Raw genomic sequence first — 21,532 nt, forward strand, 5'->3', positions numbered from 1 at the left:
AAGTCTAGATCTTCATCAACGACATTAACTCCGCCCCATGCTGCCCTTGGTCGTGCCAAGAGCAGTTCGCGCTCTCTCACAACTATTCGATTTTTCAAAGATATTCGATAGAGCCATGATGTTAACGTTTCATCATAAAAGGGTGAAGGTAGGCCACATAATAAACTCATTAGTAAGACCAAGGCTTTTCTGCTGCAGCCTTCAAACATTCTACATCTATGCGTTCCTTGCCATTCTTGAGTGCGTAACATCCGGCGCTGCGTATCAGGTCTATGACTTTATCCATGCGACCGTGAGTACTTTGCAAAATAACCCTTACTATATTTTTCTCGTAGAGCTTGGAGGGTTCCCTTAGCGGTAGCTTCTCTTCAATAGAAAGTAGAAACGATCTAAATTCTTCAGTTTCTCTCCAGTCATTTAGCAAAACCTCAGTGAACCGTCGTTTAGTTTCAGGCTTTGCGCCTAGTACAGTAGTAGCGCCTAAAGTACCAAATCCAAATAAACACAAAGCGTATTTTTCACCGATCAACGTTTTGAGAATCGATCCGTTAATTCGCTGCTCGTCTTTCTTCACTAACAGCAATTCATGTATTTCATCGATAACCAACCCCCAAATTTGCCTTAGCTTCAAAATGTCTGCAAGTTCATGCGAAACCCACCGCCCTTCCTTTGGCCTGGAGGATCTATCAGCTGGTATTTCTAACGCCCTACACAATTCGGAGTGAAAGGTCTTTCTGATATGAGGATTTTCTGGATCGAGCGCCATATCCAGAAACAAAAGGCCATCACTTTTCTCAACCCTCTTCGATATTTGACGTATGATTGCCGTCTTACCTACCCCCCCTACCCCTGCAACCATAAGTGCAGGGGCCGTAATACGTCTCGGTACGCGAGAAATATTATTCATTATTTTGAATACTTCCTCACTTGGAGAATAGTCAACCCAAACATCTTTATTTATTAATGAGATTCTATCTTGGACAGAAAGCTCTCGTAAATCTTGAGGGTAATCACTCATACTTTATCACTCACACCAAATTTTTTGGGGGGCTGTGAATAATCCGGAACATTTTTTTGTTCGGCGGTTTTCTTACTTGGGTAAAATTCTTTTTCGTACTCTTCTTGTGCTGCAACCTGCCTTCTCGCTCTTTTTGTTTCCTTGACGCCTCTAATCTCGATCGCCTCAGCCTCTCGAAAGGCAGCCGGCCCTTCTGGCGTTGTGAAGGCACCTGGTGTTTTATGACCGCTGTGGAACGCAGCCGCACGGTACTCTTCGTAGGTGTAATCAGGGTTGCTCATATCAGCGAATGGGATAGGTACATACCCAGATGGAAATTTCACCCATATTTGCTTCATTGAAAAAGGATCGTACTTTATTGTGGCCTTTCCTGTTCCCACCAGCGGCGAAAGCACATTATCCCAATAAAACATATTCTTAAACTCTATCCCTTTAGCTTGCACAGCTCTTTCTTTAGAAGGCATAAAGTTCAATCTAAATTGTTGAGGATCCGTCGTGAATGGAGGATAAGGAGTTATACCAGCCGGATCGAAATATTGCGTCCATGCTTCTGCAGGCGACTTATTAATCTCAGAATGAACGGTATTGTGATAATCGTACACTTGCAAGGCAAACCATCGGCAAAAGTCGGAGAATGTCATAGTAGGAACCGCGGAAGAATTCAGATTTTTACGCGCCACGGTATTTGACATTGTTGTTCCTGACAAAAGATGCAATCTTCCCATAAATGTGCCAATAACTCTTTCTACATGTCCCCCGTAATGCTTTCTTCCTGGAGGGCGATGCTTGTATGCGATCTGGGCCTTATCTAAATCCAATAGAAATCTACTACTCCTAAATTCTTTAGCGTTATCCATCCCGAGTAACTGGGGTACCCCATAAAACGGATAGCTGAATTTATCTAAATCCAGCCTTCCCAGAAAGTCCCATTTTGGAAGTACGGCATGAGTTAAGGCTGAGGCAACAGATACCGAGTTAGGAACGTGCAGACTCAAATAATAGCCTAAAACTACGCGGGTATACCTATCGAGCACAAATGTTACCCATGGCCTGCCAATCGGGTGAATTCGATCGTTCGCTAAAAGCACAATATCAGCTAATGTATGATCCATTTGAACAGCTTCTAATGGATAAGTCAGAACCTGCGATCCTGGTTTTGCATGATGTTTTTGTCTGGCGGCTTCTTTCCCTTTACGTAAAGATGTGACTTGTAGCGCAGATAATGTTGAAAAAATTCGTTGTCTCACGGTTGGCTTCGATGGCGTCTTGAGTCCTTCCTCTTTACACACCACCTCAACTCTTTTCCATATCTTTGAAAACGGTACGGCTTCTTTATTTTTGTATACTTCTATAGCTTCGCTGATGATCTTTTCTATTTGCGGGCTAAGTCGCACTTCACCTTTTTTAACTCCTCGGCTTCTCCTTGTTATCGCAATCGGTCCTCTAGCAGCGTCGAAGTCTTTTAGAATCTTATAGATATGGTTCACGCTGACACCGACTTCTACCGCCGCTTGCTTATGAGAAATCTCTCCATTTTTAAGCCGAATGAGAATTTGATGCCGGCGTTTGGCTTCATTGAACTCATCATCTGATACTTCGAAGCCACGCTTAGTCGGCCAAGCAATACTATGCTGATCCGCCTCCATTAAAAACTCGATTTCCTTAACTTCTACTGGCACAATTTCACCGGTCGATGAAACTCGCACCATGACATGTTCCGAGTCAATGATAGAAGATATAACCGCGCCTTTTCCGCGCGCTATTACTTGAAGACCTTTTTTTAGCTCAATAAACATGAATAGGGCCCATTGGTTTCCTATCACCTATATAGCTCACCACAGATCATGTTTTTTTACACGGGTTTGGAACGGAGGCGACTGCCACGATAACCATTTGAATCGAAATGCTTTTTTTATTATAAAATGTTGTATTTAAAAATCAGAGTCGTGTATCCGTTACACGCTGAGATAAAACTGTTTTGGGATATACGCGAAAGTTAAAAAAGATAAATCCCTCTGGAATCTTGGTGATTTCATCCTTTTTAGATTAAAATACCGTCTAGGTTATTGATTTTGCTGCCAATGATTAATAATCCTTAATGATTGACCGCCACACCACGATCCCAAGGTGGACGCAAATGCTAGATCTGAATGACATGCCCCAACCTCTTTTTGCTGATGCAGGCTCTATGAATCAGTCGGCACAGCAGTATTTCAGAGCCTATCCAGACGTAGAGTGTTTCTTAGCAAAAACGACAACGGGGGCTCGCGTAGCAACCCGGACTGAGCAAATGCGTTGACGATCTGAAGTGCATTGCGCGGATCGACAATGTTCACGTGAATCATCCGGTCAATCACTTCTTCTGGGCTTGCCCCACCCGCGTTCAAATCTTTCACAATGTCCATAAACGACGACAGATGCTTCAACGCGAACTGCCTCATATCCCCCCTAGGTGGAGGCGGAATTTCCAAGCGGAACTGGAAAATACGGTCGAGGTACCTACGAGCGTCCATGTGGGTGAAGACTGTACCGGGTTGTTCAGGATTGCCGCGGCCGCGAGCCAGGGCATCGGCTACCTTAGCTTCGTCACAAGGAAAGTAACCTGTCTGTTAATTATTATTGCCGGCGCACTTCTTCTTCATGCGCCTACTCCATATCTCGGTCCAGTCGTCTGAAGAAGTCGACGGCGCCGAATGTGCTGTATTCCAAGCGAGTATCAAACTGGGCTCCTTGTAAAGTGGCAAGCGTTCGCTTGCTTCAAAAATTTTGGCTGCCGCTGAAGGCGTTGAGATGGTGAAGACCTTGTTTGGGCAGGGATCACAGAAAGCGATACCTAGCTGTAGGCAAGTAGGCAGTCTGGCGTGCGTTCGAGCTTGCGCTAGCATAGTGATATCAGCGACTCTTGCGTGGGCCTGACTGCCATTAATAATCGAAAATCGCACCAGGTACAACCAAGCCCCGCCGTCGAGAGTGTAACGGGGACGCGCTCCGCGTCCTCGACTATGGAGGTCACGAAAATATGGAAATCCTACATTTTACCAATGGCATCAACCCTCTAGTGATGGAGCAGAGCATTGAGCTCGCTGTATCCGAGGCGCCGTCAATGGTTGGCCAGCACATTAATGGCCGCGTAGTTAGCTGACCTAAGATGACGATTATGAGAAGCTGATCCGCCGTTTGAGTTAATGTAATCAAGGAGTTTTTGATGGATTTCCAGGTTTGGCAGGCAGTGGTAGTGCCGCTCGTTATTGGACTGCTCACCTTATTAGTAACCTGGCGGCACAATACGGCCAGCATCTCTCATCAACGGACACAACGCTTGCGCGACCTGGTGCATTCCGGCGAATGGCGCACTGTTCATCCTATGGTGTTGGTCATGGATGTGCGTGAGGCGTTCAATAAGCGTATCGACCTTGACCCGCGCGCCTTACGACTAGCTATAGACTATGAGGATCACGCCTTTACAGCGATGAGACATTATCTCACCGCCCCCAAATTCGTGCGGATTTCGGAAGATGGCCGGCGCTTTCAACGAATGGCTCATGGCAATGTCGATAGCACCTACGGAGACGCTCCGATCTACGTAGCGTTGGTTGGCTTGCTGGTGTACACCGCATTGATGGTTAGCTTTTTCTACCTTCAGGACCACGGAGTATCCGGCGCAGTCGTCGCGCTCCTCAGCGCGATTCTCTTTCTGCTGGCAACAACGTGGGCCGCATTTGGTATGAGCACTGCTAATCGCTTGTTTAAACTTCGACCCGGTGATTAGTTAAAATGATGGTCGCGGTAGGGACGGCAGTTACCTGCCGCCCCCCGCACAGATCCGTACGTGCGGAACTACCGCATACGGCTCCTGCCTCGTGTATGTGACGCGAAGCGATCCTCAGGGATGCGCCTTGGTGACGCCACTGCGCAGATTGTCCGGTACCAGGATCTGCGATATGCCGCTGAGAAAGGCGAAGCAGCGCACATGCGAGCCCAGCCAGTCGGGCAGTTTCTGCGACCAGGTGGCCTCGGCGAAGGTGTAGCTGGACGCGCCGAGGACGGCGACGAATATCTGCGTTTGGCGTATCTCGCCGGTTCGCCGGTCGATGACTGGCACGGTCTGCCCGGCGTAATCAACGAACAGCTTCTCGCCGGCCCGATGCTCCTGGCGCATGACCACATCGATCTTGGCCGCCCAGAGGCGGTAGTGTTCGCAAAACCAGCTGTACTGGAAGCCTTGCGGGTGGGTGAGCCGATACTCTTGCCAAAGCAGGGCCAGGGTGACGCCGGGGCGGCGCAACTCGGCATGGACATGAGCCCAGTCCGGCATCGGACGTTGATCACTGGGTACAGTGGGCGGCGGCGGAAAAAGATGCTGTTGCAGCTCGGAGTCAGTCAGTGGCGAAGGCCAAGTCAGGCCGCTGGCAGCAAAACGGTTGAGATACTCACCGACGCTGGCTCGGCCTACTTGCAAGCTGGCAGCGACTTGGCGGGCAGATAGACCGACCTCGAACTTGAGACGTAGCACTTCTCGAATCTTACGCATGGATAACCTCTCCACGACGACCTCTCTACTTCGATAAAAAGAGGTCAATGGTAGTGAATTAATCCTGCGTTGCTGCCTGCCTTATTGGTGGCCGGATATCCGCGGAATAGGCGGCCGGATCATCGTGGAGTCTGTGGCCGGATGGCCGTGGAATCCGCAATCACGTCTTGCGTGATTAAACCGGCTGCCACTTATGCGGCAGCAACTGATCGATTCACTCGCCCGCTGCGTCGGCAGGCGCGTGAGAACATCCTTCAGATATGCATACGGATCAAGACAATTCAGGCGCGCAAACTGGATCAGACTCATGATCGCTGCCGCCCGTTTTGCGCTGCGTAAGGACCCTGCGAAGAGCCAGTTCTTGCGCCCAAGGGGCCATGGTCGGATCTGGTTGTCGGGTAGTCAGACACCGGCGCGCATGTCCATCGGCTCGGTGGCGAGCCAGATGGAGTCGATGCGAATCATCGCAGAAGGTCTCGAAGAAAGGTCGCGCAGGCAGCAGCACTTTCAGTGGGCCAGCTCACTTTTACGGTGCCGTGCGTGTGCTGTATTTCCACGCAGATGTTCGATGATGATGGGTGGGATTTTGCCCCAGCCAGCGACACGGGTAATGGAATAAATGCAGGTTGCAGCGCTGTGCTTTTCTGCGATTGCAGCCGAATCCATTTGTGGACGAGGTTTGCTTGAGATTATGGCTGAGTGCGACGCTGGCAATCGAAGCACCGGGCTGGGCACACTCTTGAATGACTTGGGCTTTGAATTACTTGGAATAAGAACGGCGTGTTGGCTGCATAAAATAACCGCTTAAAGGGCTAGAACTGGTGCCCACTTAAATTTAAGTGCACACCATGTCTTGGCTTTGCGGGACTGGGTAGATGACTTGGCCGGCCGGTTACTTTTAAACCTTGATGTAGAAAGTTTTTCAGTTGATAAAGCTGGGGTTTTCACCATCACGTTTAGTACCGCGAAAACCTGGAAAACTTGCGGGGCTTGAGGGGGTAGGCAGCGCACAGTCTGCCCCCCAGTCACGATGGCGTTGGTCACCTTCGGTGTGACCGCCGCCTGAGTATGGAGGACACGTTTCTTTTATAGGCACAATTCATGATTTCAGGTTTTAAGCTGATAGAAGTGAGCCTTGGCTCCACACCCTGATCGATCAAATGCCTCAAGCTCATTGGGCTTCGAACATCGGATCATGCACTTTTCTGCATTCACCCCCTTAACATTGCCTCCAAGTGCGTTTTAGCAATTATTCAACAGTTTAAAAATGCGTCTAAATTTTATTGGACATGTTAAGTTGGAGGTAGGTCCTCTTTAAGTTCGCTCCCTATTTTTATGTTTTTTAAGGTGCGCTTTGTTTTTGATGAAGAATATTTATAGTTGTTAGGCTGATTATAATTTCTGACAATTTCTGAAGTTAAAAAAATACCCAAGATCAGCGGAATTGATAGTGGAAGAATAAGGTATTTAAAGTACGCCAGCAGCATAAATAACTCCGTTTAGTATTCCTGGGCATCTATTGCCTACCCGTCCACCATATATTTAATTTGGTATTTTATTGAAAGGAGATTGTGAGGCGAGCCGCCCTTCCACCAAGCAACGTGCGTGGAGATCCTTGTCAACATTTGCGCCGGAGCAAATGACCCCAATTAATTTTCCTTTTATTTCTGGTGGGGCCATAAGCACTGTCGCTAGGGCAATCGCGCCAGAAGGCTCGAGCATCAGCCCCATCTCCTGATATGCGAAACGCACTGCATAGGCCACCTGATCATCATCAACGCACGAAGTACCTAATGCGTTGAATTCAGACAAACTCAAAAGCAGTCTGCTAGGCATTGCCGTCAACAGTGCGTCGCAAATTGATCCACATGTGTCAATATTTCGCTCGGGAAGCTCGAAGCGACGAGCACGCCCAACTCGGTCGTAACCTAGTGGTTCAACCGCAATAATTGAGCACTGCTGCTGTGCGTGGCCGGCGGCAATACAACTGCCCGCTACTAGCCCCCCTCCCCCACAGGGCACAAATATATGCTCCAGGGCGTAGCCCTTTGCCTGCACGCTATTGATTAACTCCAGGGCTACCGTGGCCTGGCCAGCAATCACATCGGCATTGTCGAATGAGGGGATCAGCAGGGCTCGTTTCGTTGTACAAAGTTGCTCGGCGATTGCATTACGATCATCACGGCCTCGGTCATAGAACACGACGCCAGCACCGGCCTCTCGCACTTTTGCCAGTTTAATCGCAGGGCTATCATGGGGCATGACGACGGTAACGGGTATCGACATCAGCCTGCCTGCCATCGCGACGCCTATAGCATGATTGCCGGAAGAATAGGCCACCACCTCTCTGGGGCGTTGCTCTTGTGCCAGCAGCGCGTTAAGTGCACCACGAAACTTGAATGATCCGCCGCTCTGCAATGACTCTGCCTTGACCAGAACCTTTGCGCCGACGGCCAGATTCAGTGCGTGTGACTCAAGTACCGGGGTATGTAGGATAAAGCCCTCCAGACGGCGCGCAGCGCGGTGAACGGCAGCAAGGTCGAGTCCTGATGACCAGCGCGAACTCCCAGCTTGCAGATTAGTCACTGTCATCAGATTCACCACCGTGCGGTACTGGCAAAAAAGTTATCTATTTCTACGGCAGCCCCATTCGCGCGTGCAGCCTTTAGCACGAAATCACCAAGCGCGATGTCCAGCACGCCAAGGCCAAACGGGGAAAAGATGCGCGCCCGGTCAGGGTCAGGTAACAGGCGCTGAGTCAGCACGTCATGCAACGTGCCAGCGACAAACGCCCGGTTGCCGGTCTTTATTTCAGCCAGGTGCGGTGACGTATTCGCCTTTAAACAATGATCGACATCGTCCAGCACATTTTGCGCGGCGAGGATTAGGGCGGGGTCTATATCGCGCAGGGAGATGTTCAACACCGTCGGGGCATGGGCGAACAGGCCGGGCTCTACCAAGTACGGCGATGCGGCCGTCGTCGCCAGAATAATCAGCTGCGCGTGCTCACAGCTTGCCCGTGCATCGTCGACTGCATAGGCCTCTTGCCCGCCCTTTTCATTCACCCATTGGGCAAAGCGGTCGGCATCTTGCGCCCTCAGGTCATGAATCGCGATCTCCTTCGCCGACCAACCATCGGCGAACAGGTAATCGAGTGTTTGGCGGGCGATCACCCCTGCCCCGATAATGCCGATCTTTCGCACGCTGCGACTACCGTGAGTTAGCGCCCCGGCCCCAAGCGCGGCCGAGGCGGCGGTGCGGTGTGCGCTGATCAAGGAGGCCTCTAGGAGCGCCCGTGGGTAGCCGGTTGCGAAGTCATTGAGTATCAGCACTGCTGAGGCGCGCTGAAGGTTGTGCTGAATGTTCCCCGGAAAGCTGGAAATCCACTTCAACCCAGCGGTGTCGACGTCGCCTGCGAGGTACGCGGGCAGCGCAATGATGCGCGCGTCTGGTTTTTGTGCAAACCGCAGGAAGTAGCTGTCGGGGTTCACCGAATACCCCTGGCCATGCAGTTGATAGGCGTTGGTAATCACGTCTATTACCTGATGGTGCTGTCCCAACAGAATGCCTTCGATGGCTGCTCCACTGACAATGGCAAACCCGGCGTCGGCGCTCATGACGACAGCTCCACGGCTTGGCGTTCAGGGGCGAAATGTCGATTGACCCACGCATCATCGTAAATGGTGTCGAGGTACTTTTCACCCAAGTCGGGGGCAATGACTACTAAGGTGCTACCGCGGTTTATCTGCGCCGAGAGCGCGGTAATGGCCGCCAGCGTTGATCCCGATGAGCCACCCAGCAGGATGCCGTAGCGCCGAGCGACATCACGGCAGGTGGCAATCGTATCGCGCTCGCTCACTGAAACCACGAAGTCAGCCTGGGATGCATCCAGTAGCTTGGGTCTCTGGCTGGCACCAATCCCGGGGATTAGCCGTTTTCCGGGCGATCCATTAAAGCTGACGGACCCGAGGGGGTCCACTGCCACCAACCGGGTAGCGGGTGAGGCTTGCTTGAATGCCTCAGCGCAGCCCATGAACGTGCCAGACGTCCCGACCCCGATAAATAGCCATTCTGGCGCGGGAAAGGTCCGCAGTATTTCCTGGGCGGTCTGCTCGCGATGAGCCTGAGTGTTGGCAGGATGCTCGTATTGATTGAGCCAGATGCATGTCGGGTCCTCGGCGCACATCTGCCGTATGGTTTCGATACGTGTGCCCACAAAGCCCCCATTGGCATCTCGTCCGTCCACAATAATCGTACGCCCGCCATAGGCGTGGATGGCCTTGAGATTGGCTTGTGTCGCCATTGGGTCTGTGACGCAAATGAATCCGTAGCCTTTGCTTGCGCACACACAACTCATCGCGACGCCCAAGTTGCCTGACGAGGACTCGATAAAGGTGGTCACACCGGGGGTCGCCAGCCCTCTGGCTTCGGCGGCCTCGATCAAGGCGATGGCCGGCTTTATCTTGATCGACCCGGTTATATGGTGCCCTTCGAGTTTCAACACGGTACGACTGCCCGGCAGAAACTCCGGCAGTTCCAGAAAAACGTCACGCATGATCAGATCAAGCGAAGTATTGGTTAACATGGCGACCTCCTGGTATAGCCAACAAAGTAATTGCTGCAACAGCTTGGGCAGTTCAGTCCTGGGTGGTGTTGTCCATGAGTTCGCTCAGCGCGGCGGCAAGCACGCCGTTCTGCGCAAACGTAACGTCGAGCCCGTGAACATCCTCCACCTTCAGAACATCGGCCAGCGCTTGGGGGAACGCCTGTTGGATCCCGGCGACATACTGCGGATCAAGCCGTGACAACTCGACGGTCCAGAACACAGATAGCCGTTGCCCGATGAAAACTGCACTGACTTCCAAGGCCGTTTCACTGCCATTGGCGGGTGCACGTACTGCCCCACTCTCCCCTTCGGTCCTCCATAGGCGGCCGCCTTCGCCGGCATCCTGGGTACGCCCGAAATATGTGAAGGCCAGTTCCGGCGCAGGTTGCCCTGCGAGGCTGGCACGCAGTTCGGGGTCGGGGTCGTAGGTACGTAAAATCCCATAGCTGGCGGCGAGTGAGCGTGCCCGACGGAGTTGGCCGCTTATGGCGCCCAGTGCGTCTGCCACATCTCCGGCGCGCGGCAGGCGCAAGCGCACCGCGAAGTGCGTCGTAAACCAGCCAAGGCTGCGCGAGACATCCAGGTCGTCAAATAGATCACGGCCGTGGGTTTCACTGGCCAGTACCACATCAGACCAGCCGCTGGCTTGGCTCAGTGCCATGACCAGCGCTGTCAATAACACTTCCTCGATACGTGCACCGGTTCCCACCTGCGAGAGTCGACTGGACAGCGCCTCGGATAGCGGACCGCCCAGAACCTGTGTCGCGCATGCAGCGCCGGTCACGGCGCCTGCAACAGGATGGGCCGGCCCAAGGCGTGCTTGCTCCATCCAGTAGGAAAAATCCTCCCGCAGCACGCGGGACTCCGCGACCCCAATCAGCCGTTCCACCCAGGCACGATAACTGGCAGTGCGCGCATCCGGTTGCCAGCCCTGCGGGTTGGCCAAGGCGCGGTCCAGATCATCGAGCAGGATGCGCCATGAGACACCATCAATGATCAGGTGATGAGCGATCAGCAAAAGCTTTGGCTGAGCGCCCGTTCGCAGCGCAACGCGAAGCAGAGGGCCGTGCTCCAGGGACAGTCCGGCATTGAGCTCGGCACCCACCTGGGCCAGGGTTTCTTCCGCCAGCAATACTCGCAGTTCAAAGTGAGTACCGCCGGTCACATAGTGCTGCTGCCAGCTACCGTCCGTGCGTCGGCGGAAGCGCAGCCGTAGGGCATCATGGCACTGCGTGACCTTATCCAATGCGCTGTGGACTTGTTGCTCATCAAGCACCTGGTCTGTGCCGACCAAGATGGATTGATTCCAATGCTGAGGCCGTGGCAGGTCACGCTGCAGAAACTCGGCCTGGATGGGCGACAATGGGCAGCTTCCATCCGCCGCCCGCTCCTCGCTGGCGTTACGCACCGCAGTGGTCACCGCGGCCAGCTCGGCAATCGTCTGGTTCTGGAACACCTGTTTGGGGGACAGCAACATTCCTTCTCGCGTGGCTGCCGACACGATCTGGATAGCCAGAATCGAATCGCCGCCAAGGCTGAAAAAATTATCGCGCAGGCCCACGCTAGAAAGGCCGAGTACCTTCTGCCAAATACGACACAGGATCTCTTCGGCTCGGGTACGTGGCTGCGTGTCGTGCAAAGGCGCATCCACGGCCCCGAACAGTGGTTTGGGTAGCGCTTTACGGTCGATTTTACCATTGAGCGTCAACGGCAGATTATCGAGGACCGTGATGCTGTGGGGCACCATGAAATCCGGCAGATTTTCGCCTATGCGGTCCCGAAGCCGTTGCATTATTGGTTGCATTGCCCGGTTGCGCAGCGGTTCGTTGGAGCCTGGCCCACGCCCTACGGAGGCAGGCCAGGCGGCCAGTTCGGGTTGAAACAGCAGGTCGAGCAAAAACGGCTTGCCCTCGATAAAGCGCGACTGCATCACCAAGCCATGCCGGGAGGCCATTTGCGCAAACACATCTAGGGCTGGTGCCTGTGGCACTGCGCCGGTATCACCGTCGATTCGGGCCGCTAGTTGGCGGTCGCGATCAAGACGGCGGTTGGGCACGCCGGTAATATGCAAGCTGCTCCGCCCAAGGTATTGCAAGCGTTGTTCCAGTACGTCGGTGTCACCGCCCAGGGCGTCCCAAGGCAACGACTCAGCCGGCGGTGCAGCCTCTCCATCAAAGGTCAATGCGGCGTCGAAGCGGTAGACCGTCAACTCATTGTCAAAAAAACCGCTCTTCAGCCAGGTTAGTAACCCGGTAGCACGCCGCACAAACACGTCATCGGCCAACAGCCGGGCAAAGAAACCACTGGCCAGGAACAACTCCTTGTCATGCGCTATGGCGCTGCTGGCCCGTGCGCGTAACTGGTCCAACGGATACTCAGCCGCATCATTGGCCGCAATGGCGGTATGGAAGACTTCCTGTAGCTCAAGGCTACGCAGATCCCCCAGGTAAATTTGCCCCTTTGGCGCGAGTTTGCCCATGGCTTCGCGCAACACATTGATCAAGTAGGCGGAGCTGGGCAGGTACTGCACTACCGAATTGAGCACAATCAGGTCGAAGTTGCCCTCATCCAACTGGGACAATTCGTCTGCAGCCAGATGCTCAAGGCGTACGTGCTGCCAGTCAGGGCGCAGCGTAGCCAGTAGCCCTCCCAGGCGTTGCACCACAGGCTCGGAAAAGTCCAGGCCGACATAACGTTCACAGGCGCCCGCTAGCCCGAACAGCACCATCCCGGTACCGCAACCGATTTCCAGTACGCGCTTTGGCTTGAAGGCCTGCATGCGCGCCAAGCTTTGATCCAGCCAGTCGCGCATCTCAACCGAAGGGATCGCAAGCCCGGTAAAGCTATCGTTCCAGCCAGTCGTGTCAAAAGTCGGATCAACCGGCCCCTGGATTGCGCCCGCCACCTCGTTTTCGTAAAAGTAGTTGTAGACCGAGCGCCACTCTTGCTGCCGGCCGCTTTGCATCTCCTGATCCAGCGTCGATTCGACGTAGGACCAGTCCGGCGCTACGTAGGCCACCAGGCGCTTGCGCGCTTGGTCATCATCGACCACCGTTACGACACTTTGCTTGACCAATGGGTCCTGGCCCAAAAGGGTTTCAATTTCACCCAGTTCAATGCGGCAACCGCGTATTTTCACTTGGTTATCGATGCGGCCCAGATATTCGAGCAGCCCATCCGGCGTCCAGCGGGCCAGATCGCCAGTGCGATACATCGGGCTGCCGCAGTCAGGTGCGAACGGATCTGCAACGAATGCGCGTTGCGTGACTTCAACATCATTGAGGTAGCCGCCGCCCACCGCGATACCGGCAACACACAGCTGGCCCACGGCGCCAGGTGCGCACAGCTGATCGGAGTCGTCCAGCACATACAGACGCACATTGGCGATGGGCCTGCCGATGGCGATACATGCCAGATCCTGTGTAGGCGCCTGTGTCATCAGGTGATGTGTGACATCATCGGAGCATTCTGTGGGGCCATAGGCGTTGAGCAAGGCGATATGCGGAAACAGCGCAAACCAACGCCTGCAGAGCATCACCGGCAGGGCCTCGCCGGTCGACAGCATGATCCGCAAGCTGGAGAAACACGGCGTGTCTCGACGTTGCGCCAAACCCACCAGTAGCTCCAGGAACGAGGGCACGCTCTCCAGTACTGTGATTTGACCGGTCTCGCACGCCTGCAAGAGTAATCCGGGGTCACGCACGGTTTCATCATCGAGAATGTGCACCGCCCCGCCCACCATCAGCGGCGCTATGTACTGCCAGATGGAAATGTCGAAGGTTTGAGGAGCGGTTTGTGCCAGGCGATCCTGAGCGCCGAGTTCAAGGTCGGCAATCTTCGCGCCCAGGTGATTGATCATGCCTTCGTGCAGAACAATGGCGCCTTTGGGCGCGCCGGTGGAGCCGGACGTAAACAGGATGTAAGCCGGTTCGCGCTCCAGCCCCTGCGCCAATGGCAATGATTGGCCTTGAATCAGGCAGTGTTCGAGCACCAATTGGCGCCCCTGCCAGTCCAACGCTTCGTTGTGCTGCTGTAACGCCTCACTGGTCAGCAGCACCTTGACCTGGGATTTGCCCAAGACTTGGATTGAACGGCTTGCAGGGTGGTCCGGGTCGATCGGTAGATACACGGCGCCCAGTTGCCATAAGGCCAACATTGCAACGGCCAGTGATGCGTCGCGTTGCAAGCTCGTCGCCACCAGCGAACCGCGCTCGACGCCCTGCCCGGCCAACCCGCATGCCAGGGCGTCGACGCGTTCGCTCAGTTGTCGGTAGGTAAAGGTTCCCTCCTGCCCAGAGAGGGCAATCGCCTCCGGGGTTCGCTCAGCCCAGGTGCGTAGCATCTGGCTGGGTGACTGAAGACCAAAATCCACACCGAAGCTGCCAAGCCCGGCTTCCAACACCTTACGATCCGCTGAGGTTATCAATTGGATATCTTGCAGCACGGTATCCGGCGACTGCAGGGCCTGCTCCAGGAAAACCTCAATCGTCGTCAGTACCTGCTCGATGCTCTCGCGCCGTTGCAAACGATCATTGAAAATCGCCTCTATCAGCAAACCGTCGAGGTTGCGCGTGGCGTTTATTTCTAGGTCGACACGGGATATCCCAATGTCCAGCGGGATTCTTTTCAGGGCCGGCCCGGCGCCACCCAACTGGCTGTAGTCCATGGGCTCCTGATAGGTAAAAGCCACCTGAAACAGCGGGTTGCGGCTCAAGTCTCGCGTGGGTGAAAGCTCATCTACCAGCTCATTGAACGGCAAGTCGCTGTGGTCCAATGCGTCCAGGATGGTCGAACGCTCAGTATTGACCAGTTCGCGAAAGCTCTGCGCGCCAGTCAGTCGAGTTCGCACCACCATCTGGTTGACGAATAATCCCACAGCCCCCGCACTGGCCACCGAAAAACGGTTGGCCACGTCGGTGCCCAGAACGATGTCTCGCCGGTTAGTGATGCGCCCCAAAACAGCGCTGACCGCCGCCATCAAGACCATGTAACTGCTGACGCCTTCGGCCGCCGCAAAGGCATCAAGTCTGGCAAGCAAGGCACTGGGCATAACGCGGTTGGCCATGGCCCCGTGAAAGGTTTCGGCCTTGGACCGGGCGAAGTCCAGTGGCAACTCCAACGGCGCTGGCAGGTCATCCAACTGCCGTGTCCAATAGTCGATCAATACGGCGCGCCGCTCAGCGGTCAACTGCCGACGCTCGGTATCTATGTGCTCCCGAAAGCTTGCCGTCACGGCCGGCAGAGATTGCCCGGCGCCACTGAGAAGGACAGAAAATTCATTGAGCATGACCGACAGGGACCAGCCATCACAGACAATGTGATGCACCGTGATCAGCAAGTAATGTTGGTTGTCTTCCAGTTGCAACAGACGCGCACGCAGCAACGGGCCATGCTCCAGGTCGAAAGGCAGGCGCGCCTGCTCGCGGGCGCTGGCCAGGGCGGCGTCAACACGCTTACAGTGGGGCACGCTCCTGAGGTCTTGCACCGAAAAGTCCAGCGCCATCTGCTGGTTGAACTTGGCCTGCACCCGCCCATTGTATTCCTCGAATGTCATACGCAACGCGTCATGCCGGGCGCTGATCTGCGCCAACGCAGCGCTGACCCTGGCGCCATCCATCTCGCCCGTCACGCTGAGCAGCATCGAGTCGTTGTAGGCAGCCTGGCCCGGTAAAATTCTCTCCACCAGCCACAAGCGTTCCTGGGACACGCTCACCGCTGAGCGCTCAGCCACAGACAGCGGCTCTGGAGGAGCTGCAGCCCCTACCGAATCGGCGTTCAACGCGGAAAACAGTGCGCCGAAGGTCGGGTTTTCAAATACCGTTCGTACTGAAACCTTGGCCCCCAGTTGTTGGCTCAGTCGGCTGGCCATCACCATCGCCCGCAGCGAGTTGCCGCCGCTGGCGAAAAAATCGCTGTGTTCATCAGACACAGGTGTCAGCAGCGTCTGCTCCCAGACCTGGGCCATCGCCTGCCAGCGGGATGAGCGCACCTTCGGTGCAAGCACTTTGGTGCGACCCGGCACTGGCGCAGGGGCGTGATGGTGTTCACGGGCGATGGCAATCAAGGCGGCATTGTCGAGTTTGCCATTCGGGTTTTTCGGCAGCGCGCCGATGCCAAGGGCCAGTGGTTGCATTGCGCTGGTGAGGGTTTGCTGCAGGTGGCTGCGTATTTTTACGGTGTCGACTTCCACGCCCGGATACAGGGTGGCCAGGGCCGCAATCGAGCCATCGTTGTCAATCGCACAGGCAGCATCGGCGACGCCTTGAACCGCACGGATCTGCTCTTCGATTTCAGCCAGTTCAATGCGCTGGCCGCCGATTTTAACTTGGCGATCCTGACGCCCCAAAAATTCCAGTTGCCCGGCAGCGTCCCACCGCCCCATATCGCCAGTACGGTATAGCCTGATCGGCGCTTCGCCGGGCGTCAGGGTGAGCGAACAGAACGCCGTGCGGGTTTCCGCTTCCCGGCGCCAGTAACCCTCTGCCAGGCCCGTGCCACTGATGCAGATTTCACCCGCCAAATCGCCACTCACCGGCTGGTTGTTGGCATCCAGCACATGAACGCCACCGTTGCCCAACGCCGAGCCAATCCGTACAGGCCCGGGCGCGACGCGCCATGCGGTCGACCAAATGGTGGTTTCAGTCGGGCCATAAACATTGAATACCCTGGCGCGCGTGGCTTGCAGCAACTCATCGGCTACGTGCTGGGGTAATGACTCGCCCCCTACCAGCAGGGTATCGAGTGCCGCAACAGCGCTGCGGCTGCGGCTGTCGGTGAGCAACTCGCGCACCGCCGTGGGTGTGCATTGCAGGTGAGTCACGCCATGGCGGGCGCACAAGCCTGCGACAGAGCTGTCCTGCGCTGCCGAGGAGCTGCCATGCAATTGGTGACGCACCTGATCAAGATGGTCGAGGCTCTGCAGGACTTGTTCGCTGCTGACACCGAAGTCAATCAAGCACGCGAACTCGTTCACGCCAATGCTCATCAAAGCACGCGCCCGTTCGACGCAGTCCTGCACGTCGCCGATCAGGCTGGCACTGTGCATATAGCGCTCAAGCCCCCGGTCTGCGAGGTAATTGAGGTCGTCATCCATCCCGTCACTCGCCTTCTGGCCAAACACGGATCGTGCCAGGTCCACGGAGGACATCAGGTAACGCTTGAGCGGTTCGCGAGCGACCGCTTCCGCTTCAGCCCGCGTCGCCGCCACAAACGTATGCAACATCAGGCTGACTGTGCCTTCAGAGCCGGCACCGAGGCGATAGCGCTGAATATTGTGGTGCAAGGTGGCCACGTCTTGGGCCAGCAGGTGGGTCAGCACATTGGCGCCGTGTTTCCCAGCCGCCTCGAACGTCTCGACCGCACTCGACGCCGACAGCCACAACGGTATCCGGGCCTGAATGGGCTGAGGAAAGGTGCAGATGCGCTGCTCGCCTGCGCCACGGTTCAAGATTACCGCCTGCCCTGTCCATAACTCACGCAAGGTGTTGATCGCCTCCCGCGTCATCTCGCGCCGGTGCGCGAAATTCTGCGGCCCGCCGTGTGCCAGCAGAAAGTCGTTCCGGTCCCAGCCGGTGGCGATGGCGATGCCGGCCCGCCCGCCTGAAAGGACATCCACCATCGCCCAGTCTTCAGCGACGCGTACCGGGTCATGCAGGGGAAGTACCAGCGAGCCGGCTCTGATTTTCAGGTGCTCAGTGGCCACAGCCAGGGCCGCCCCAGTGATAGCGGGGTTGGGAAATGGGCCGCCAAAAGGATGAAAATGACGCTCAGGCGTCCAGATCGCGTGGAAACCCAGTTTGTCGGCTCGGCGTGCAGCTTCCAGCATCAACTCATAGGCCTGGCGCCCAGGCTGGCTTGCGAAGAAAAACAGACTGAACTTCACATCCGGCTCGGCATTCGCGACAGCGGACGCAAACACGCTCTGCGAGGCTTCATAGACCACGATGGTCCCTGCGCAGACCAGCGGGTAAAGCAACTCCAGCAGTGATATATCAAACCCAGCTGATGTCATGGAAAGCCAGACGGCGCCCTCAGCGCCGCCCAAGCGTTGAGTCATGGCTTCGAACAGGCTCGCCAAGGCTTTATGCGACACCAGAACGCCTTTGGGGCTGCCGGTCGAGCCTGAGGTGTACAGCAAGTAGGCGGCGTCCTCAGGCTGCGGCGCCTCAATGGCCACCTGAACATCGGTTGTCGGCGCCAGCAGGTCATCCAGCGTCATGCACGGCCACCCCGCTACCACCGCGGGATCATCGCTGATGATCAGCCCCGGCTGTGCATCACGCAGGATGGCCTCACGGCGCGCTTCCGGATGAGCAGGGTCCAGAGGCACATAGACGGCCCCCGCCGCGAGAACTCCGACCAATGCCGCGATATAACGTTCCGACCGCGGCGCCAGGATCGCCACGCGCCCGCCGGCCGATACCCGCTCAAGCACTCGCGCACTGGCACGCGCGGCGAGCACACCGAGTTCGGCATAGCTTATTGAACGGTCGCCACAGATGACTGCACGGTGTTCAGGAACACGGTCGATGGTCTGTCGAATATGGCTGACGATGGTGTGAGTGACGGGCACCGCTTCGCCAGGTTCACGGGGCTCAAGCGCCACAGCCATCTCGGGTGACCCCTGCGGATCCTCAACCAGGGCCGTGAGCGCCGCCGCATAGAGCGCCGCCAGCCGGGTGCGGTTTGTGCTGCTGAGTGCGTCACTTTTGATCGCCAACGTCAGCTTGATGCTGTCATCGAACGGGTCCACTGAAAAGTTGGCCACAAGCTTGAAGCTCGACGCTTCATGGGCCTTGAGATCCAACAGCTTGACGCCCAGGCTCTCAAGGTTGGAAGCAATGTGGTAGTGAGTGAAGTAAAACAGCGTATCGGACAGCCTGGCTTGCGCGTTGATGCCTTGTATTTCAGCCAGTGGCAGGCGGCGATGCGGCAACACCTCGCCCTCCGCCGCAAGTGCCACGCGGGCCAGCGCAATCCAGGAACTGGCCTCCACCCTGGCCCGTACCGGCACACTGTTGATAAACAGCCCGAGCAGTTTTTGTCCATCGGCGTGTTCCGGGCGCCCCGTCATTACCATCGACGTCAAGCAGTCTGCCTGGCCGTTCATCTCACTGAGCACCTTCAGGTGTACAGCGAACAGCAGGCTTTTGAGCGGGAGTGAATGGGCGGCGCTGATCTGGCGCAAAACCAGCGCGTGTTCGGAGCCAATGGTCACCGGAATGATCTGCACACCGTGCCCCTCATCGGGCACACGTACGGTCTGGCCCAACAGCCCCGAGGGCGCTTGGTGCAGATACTGTTGCCAGAAATCACGCGTCGAAGCGTTGGCAACGGCGTGTCGCTCAAGGAGGATGTAATCGGCATAGCGAACCGCAGGAACCGGCGGCAGTGCCTGCCTGTCCAGCAACGCCCGATATATACCAAATAGCTCCATCAGCAAGCTCACGTCGCTCCAGCCGTCAATGATGGCGTGGTGAAAGCTCATGGTCAGTTGAACACGGTCCAGTCCAAGGCACGCCAAGCGCAAGCGCACCAGCGGTAACGCACCAATGTCGAAGGAACGAGCTTTTTCTTCCTCGAACGTGCTGGCGATATGCGCCTGTTGCGCCGTCTCATCAAGATCTTCAAGGAATACAATGTCGAGCAAATCCTGACCCTGCTCGTGCACCAGCTGCAGGGGCTCGCTGTAGCTGGCGAAGTCAAAGGTCGTGCGCAACGCTTCATGCCGCGTGACCAGCAAGCGTGCCGCTTGCTGCAGTACGTCGAGGTCTGGCGAAAACTGCAGCCGGTAGCTGAAGACATCCAGGTAGACGGCGTTGCTGCGCTCCAGCTCGTAATGAAAAATCATCGCTGCCTGGAGCTGGCTGACCGGATAGGCATCCACAATGCCCGGCGGCAATGCCTGTTTATCCTGGGGCTGCAACAGGGCAAAAGCCTCCATACCGGCTGTCGCAGCGCCGGTTGCTCCGGCGACGGCGGCCAAGGCCCTGATGCTGCGTTGTTCGAAGATATCGGCGACGGTCAAATGAATGCCTTCGCGTGCCGCCAGGCCAACAATGGCGATCGAGCGGATAGAGTCTGCGCCGCGGTCGAAAACATCGTCGGTGACCCCTATCGTACCGGAGCCCAGCACCTGTTTGACGATCGCCAACAACGTCTGTTCCAGTGCTGACGCCGCAGGCTCGGGTACAGCACTTGGCAGCACAGGCATCTGGCTGGCCTGAAGGGTCAGCAGGCTACGGTTGATCTTGCCATTCTCGGTTACCGGCAGAGCCGCCAGCACCGCAATTCGCGCTGGCACCAAGGCAGCCGGCAGCAGATTGCGAACATACTCACGCAGTGCCTGGGGTTCGAGCGCAATCACGCCATCGACGCTGACAAACGCGATAAGGGTTTCGCCACCGTCCGCGGCGCTGGCCTTGACGACGGCCGCCGATTTGACGCCTGCCGCCGACTCCAGGCAACGCTCGATCTCGCCGGGCTCGATGCGAATGCCATTGAGCTTGAGTTGATCATCCAGCCGGCCAAGGTAGTCCAGCGTCCCGTCGAAGCGCATGCGTCCCCTGTCGCCGGTTCGGTACAGCCTGCCCGGCGCTTCGGGTGTGGCCACAAAGCGCTGCGCGGTCTCTTCCTCGCGGCCGCGATAACCGCGGCCGACGCCGCGGCCGGTCACGCAGATTTCGCCGATAGCCCCCACCGGCAGCGCTCGGCACTGGCGATCGCGCACGCTCAATTGCACATTGTCGATGGCCACGCCGATTGGCGCGGGTGTGCCTTCGGGCCAGGGGCCGGTGATCTGTGCCCAGGCACAGCCGACCACTGTTTCGGTGGGCCCATATTCATTAAATACTTGAGCCGGGCGTGGGCCTTGCAGCCAGGGTTCAATCACCGGATAAGGCAGCGCCTCGCCGCCCACCACCAGCACCCTGACGGCACCGGACAGTGACTCGCCCGACAGCAATGTATTGAGCAGGCGCAGATAGGACGGCGTAGCTTTGAGCAACGTGATGTCAGCGCCGCGCAGCAGCGCGCACACATGCTCTACCTCCGCACCTGCACTGTGGCCGGCTTCGCTTTCATCCACCAGCAATAATCGCTGCCCTACCACCAACGGCCCCAACAGCGCCGTGAGCGTCAGGTCAAAGGTCACCGGCGATTGCACGATCGCCCCGCGGCCTTCTGCCAGGGCGTAATGGCGTGCGGCATACTGCAGGTAGTTGGACAAGCCGCCATGTGTTAGCTCAACCGGTTTAGGCAGACCGCTGGATCCGGATGTATGCAGGATGTAGGCAATGTCTTCGGGCTCCACCGGGGCACGCTCGAAGGGTTGATCATCGGCGCCGATCGTCTCGATGTCGACCCACTCGCAGCTGTC

General features: G+C 56.3%; 7 protein-coding genes and 2 pseudogenes. 1 reads left to right on the forward strand and 8 read right to left on the reverse strand.

What is annotated here, in order from left to right; all coding sequences use genetic code 11:
• Window positions 1-169: 169 nt before the first annotated feature.
• Window positions 170-1,018 carry a TniB family NTP-binding protein gene (locus BFP96_RS02120; protein WP_065935489.1) on the reverse strand — a complete coding sequence of 283 codons (849 nt, stop codon included), beginning with the start codon at window positions 1,016-1,018 and terminating at the stop codon, window positions 170-172.
• Entirely contained in the window at window positions 1,015-2,814 is a 1,800-nt protein-coding gene (locus BFP96_RS02125) for a Mu transposase C-terminal domain-containing protein (RefSeq protein ID WP_065935490.1), read from the reverse strand. The genes BFP96_RS02120 and BFP96_RS02125 overlap by 4 nt, the downstream gene beginning before the upstream one ends.
• A gap of 1,409 nt (window positions 2,815-4,223) precedes the next feature.
• On the opposite strand from BFP96_RS02125, the gene BFP96_RS02135 reads away from it, so the two are divergent.
• Window positions 4,224-4,787 carry a hypothetical protein gene (locus tag BFP96_RS02135; RefSeq protein ID WP_065935492.1) on the forward strand — a complete coding sequence of 188 codons (564 nt, stop codon included), beginning with the start codon at window positions 4,224-4,226 and terminating at the stop codon, window positions 4,785-4,787.
• A 120-nt stretch (window positions 4,788-4,907) separates the two neighbouring features.
• Here BFP96_RS02135 and istA read toward each other — a convergent pair.
• From istA to BFP96_RS02165, 6 genes and pseudogenes are all read right to left on the reverse strand, one after another.
• Window positions 4,908-5,549 (reverse strand): annotated as a pseudogene (istA, locus tag BFP96_RS02140) (IS21 family transposase); the annotation flags it as partial.
• A 175-nt stretch (window positions 5,550-5,724) separates the two neighbouring features.
• Window positions 5,725-5,945, reverse strand: a pseudogene (locus tag BFP96_RS28690) (transposase domain-containing protein); the annotation flags it as partial.
• Window positions 5,946-7,091: 1,146 nt separating this feature from the next.
• Complete coding sequence (locus BFP96_RS02150) at window positions 7,092-8,141, reverse strand: threonine ammonia-lyase (protein ID WP_065935494.1); 1,050 nt, start codon at window positions 8,139-8,141, stop codon at window positions 7,092-7,094.
• 5 nt (window positions 8,142-8,146) lie between these two features.
• A complete protein-coding gene (gene sbnB, locus BFP96_RS02155) occupies window positions 8,147-9,166 on the reverse strand; it encodes a 2,3-diaminopropionate biosynthesis protein SbnB (RefSeq protein ID WP_065935495.1) in 1,020 nt (339 codons plus the stop codon).
• Window positions 9,163-10,134: a 2,3-diaminopropionate biosynthesis protein SbnA gene (sbnA, locus tag BFP96_RS02160; protein WP_065935496.1), complete on the reverse strand. Its 972-nt coding sequence runs from the start codon at window positions 10,132-10,134 to the stop codon at window positions 9,163-9,165. The genes sbnB and sbnA overlap by 4 nt, the downstream gene beginning before the upstream one ends.
• Before the next feature lie 52 nt (window positions 10,135-10,186).
• Entirely contained in the window at window positions 10,187-21,511 is an 11,325-nt protein-coding gene (locus tag BFP96_RS02165; protein ID WP_371914759.1) for an amino acid adenylation domain-containing protein, read from the reverse strand.
• Window positions 21,512-21,532 lie beyond the last annotated feature (21 nt).

Source organism: Pseudomonas sp. 34 E 7 (assembly GCF_900005715.1).
Lineage (GTDB): Bacteria > Pseudomonadota > Gammaproteobacteria > Pseudomonadales > Pseudomonadaceae > Aquipseudomonas > Aquipseudomonas orientalis_A.

Bases quoted from the DNA above. Each gene is read 5' to 3' on its own strand.
- BFP96_RS02120 (WP_065935489.1), bottom strand. From the start codon at position 1,018: ATGAGTGATTACCCTCAAGATTTACGAGAGCTTTCTGTCCAAGATAGA.
- BFP96_RS02125 (WP_065935490.1), bottom strand. From the start codon at position 2,814: ATGTTTATTGAGCTAAAAAAAGGTCTTCAAGTAATAGCGCGCGGAAAA.
- BFP96_RS02135 (WP_065935492.1), top strand. From the start codon at position 4,224: ATGGATTTCCAGGTTTGGCAGGCAGTGGTAGTGCCGCTCGTTATTGGA.
- BFP96_RS02150 (WP_065935494.1), bottom strand. From the start codon at position 8,141: ATGACAGTGACTAATCTGCAAGCTGGGAGTTCGCGCTGGTCATCAGGA.
- sbnB (WP_065935495.1), bottom strand. From the start codon at position 9,166: ATGAGCGCCGACGCCGGGTTTGCCATTGTCAGTGGAGCAGCCATCGAA.
- sbnA (WP_065935496.1), bottom strand. From the start codon at position 10,134: ATGTTAACCAATACTTCGCTTGATCTGATCATGCGTGACGTTTTTCTG.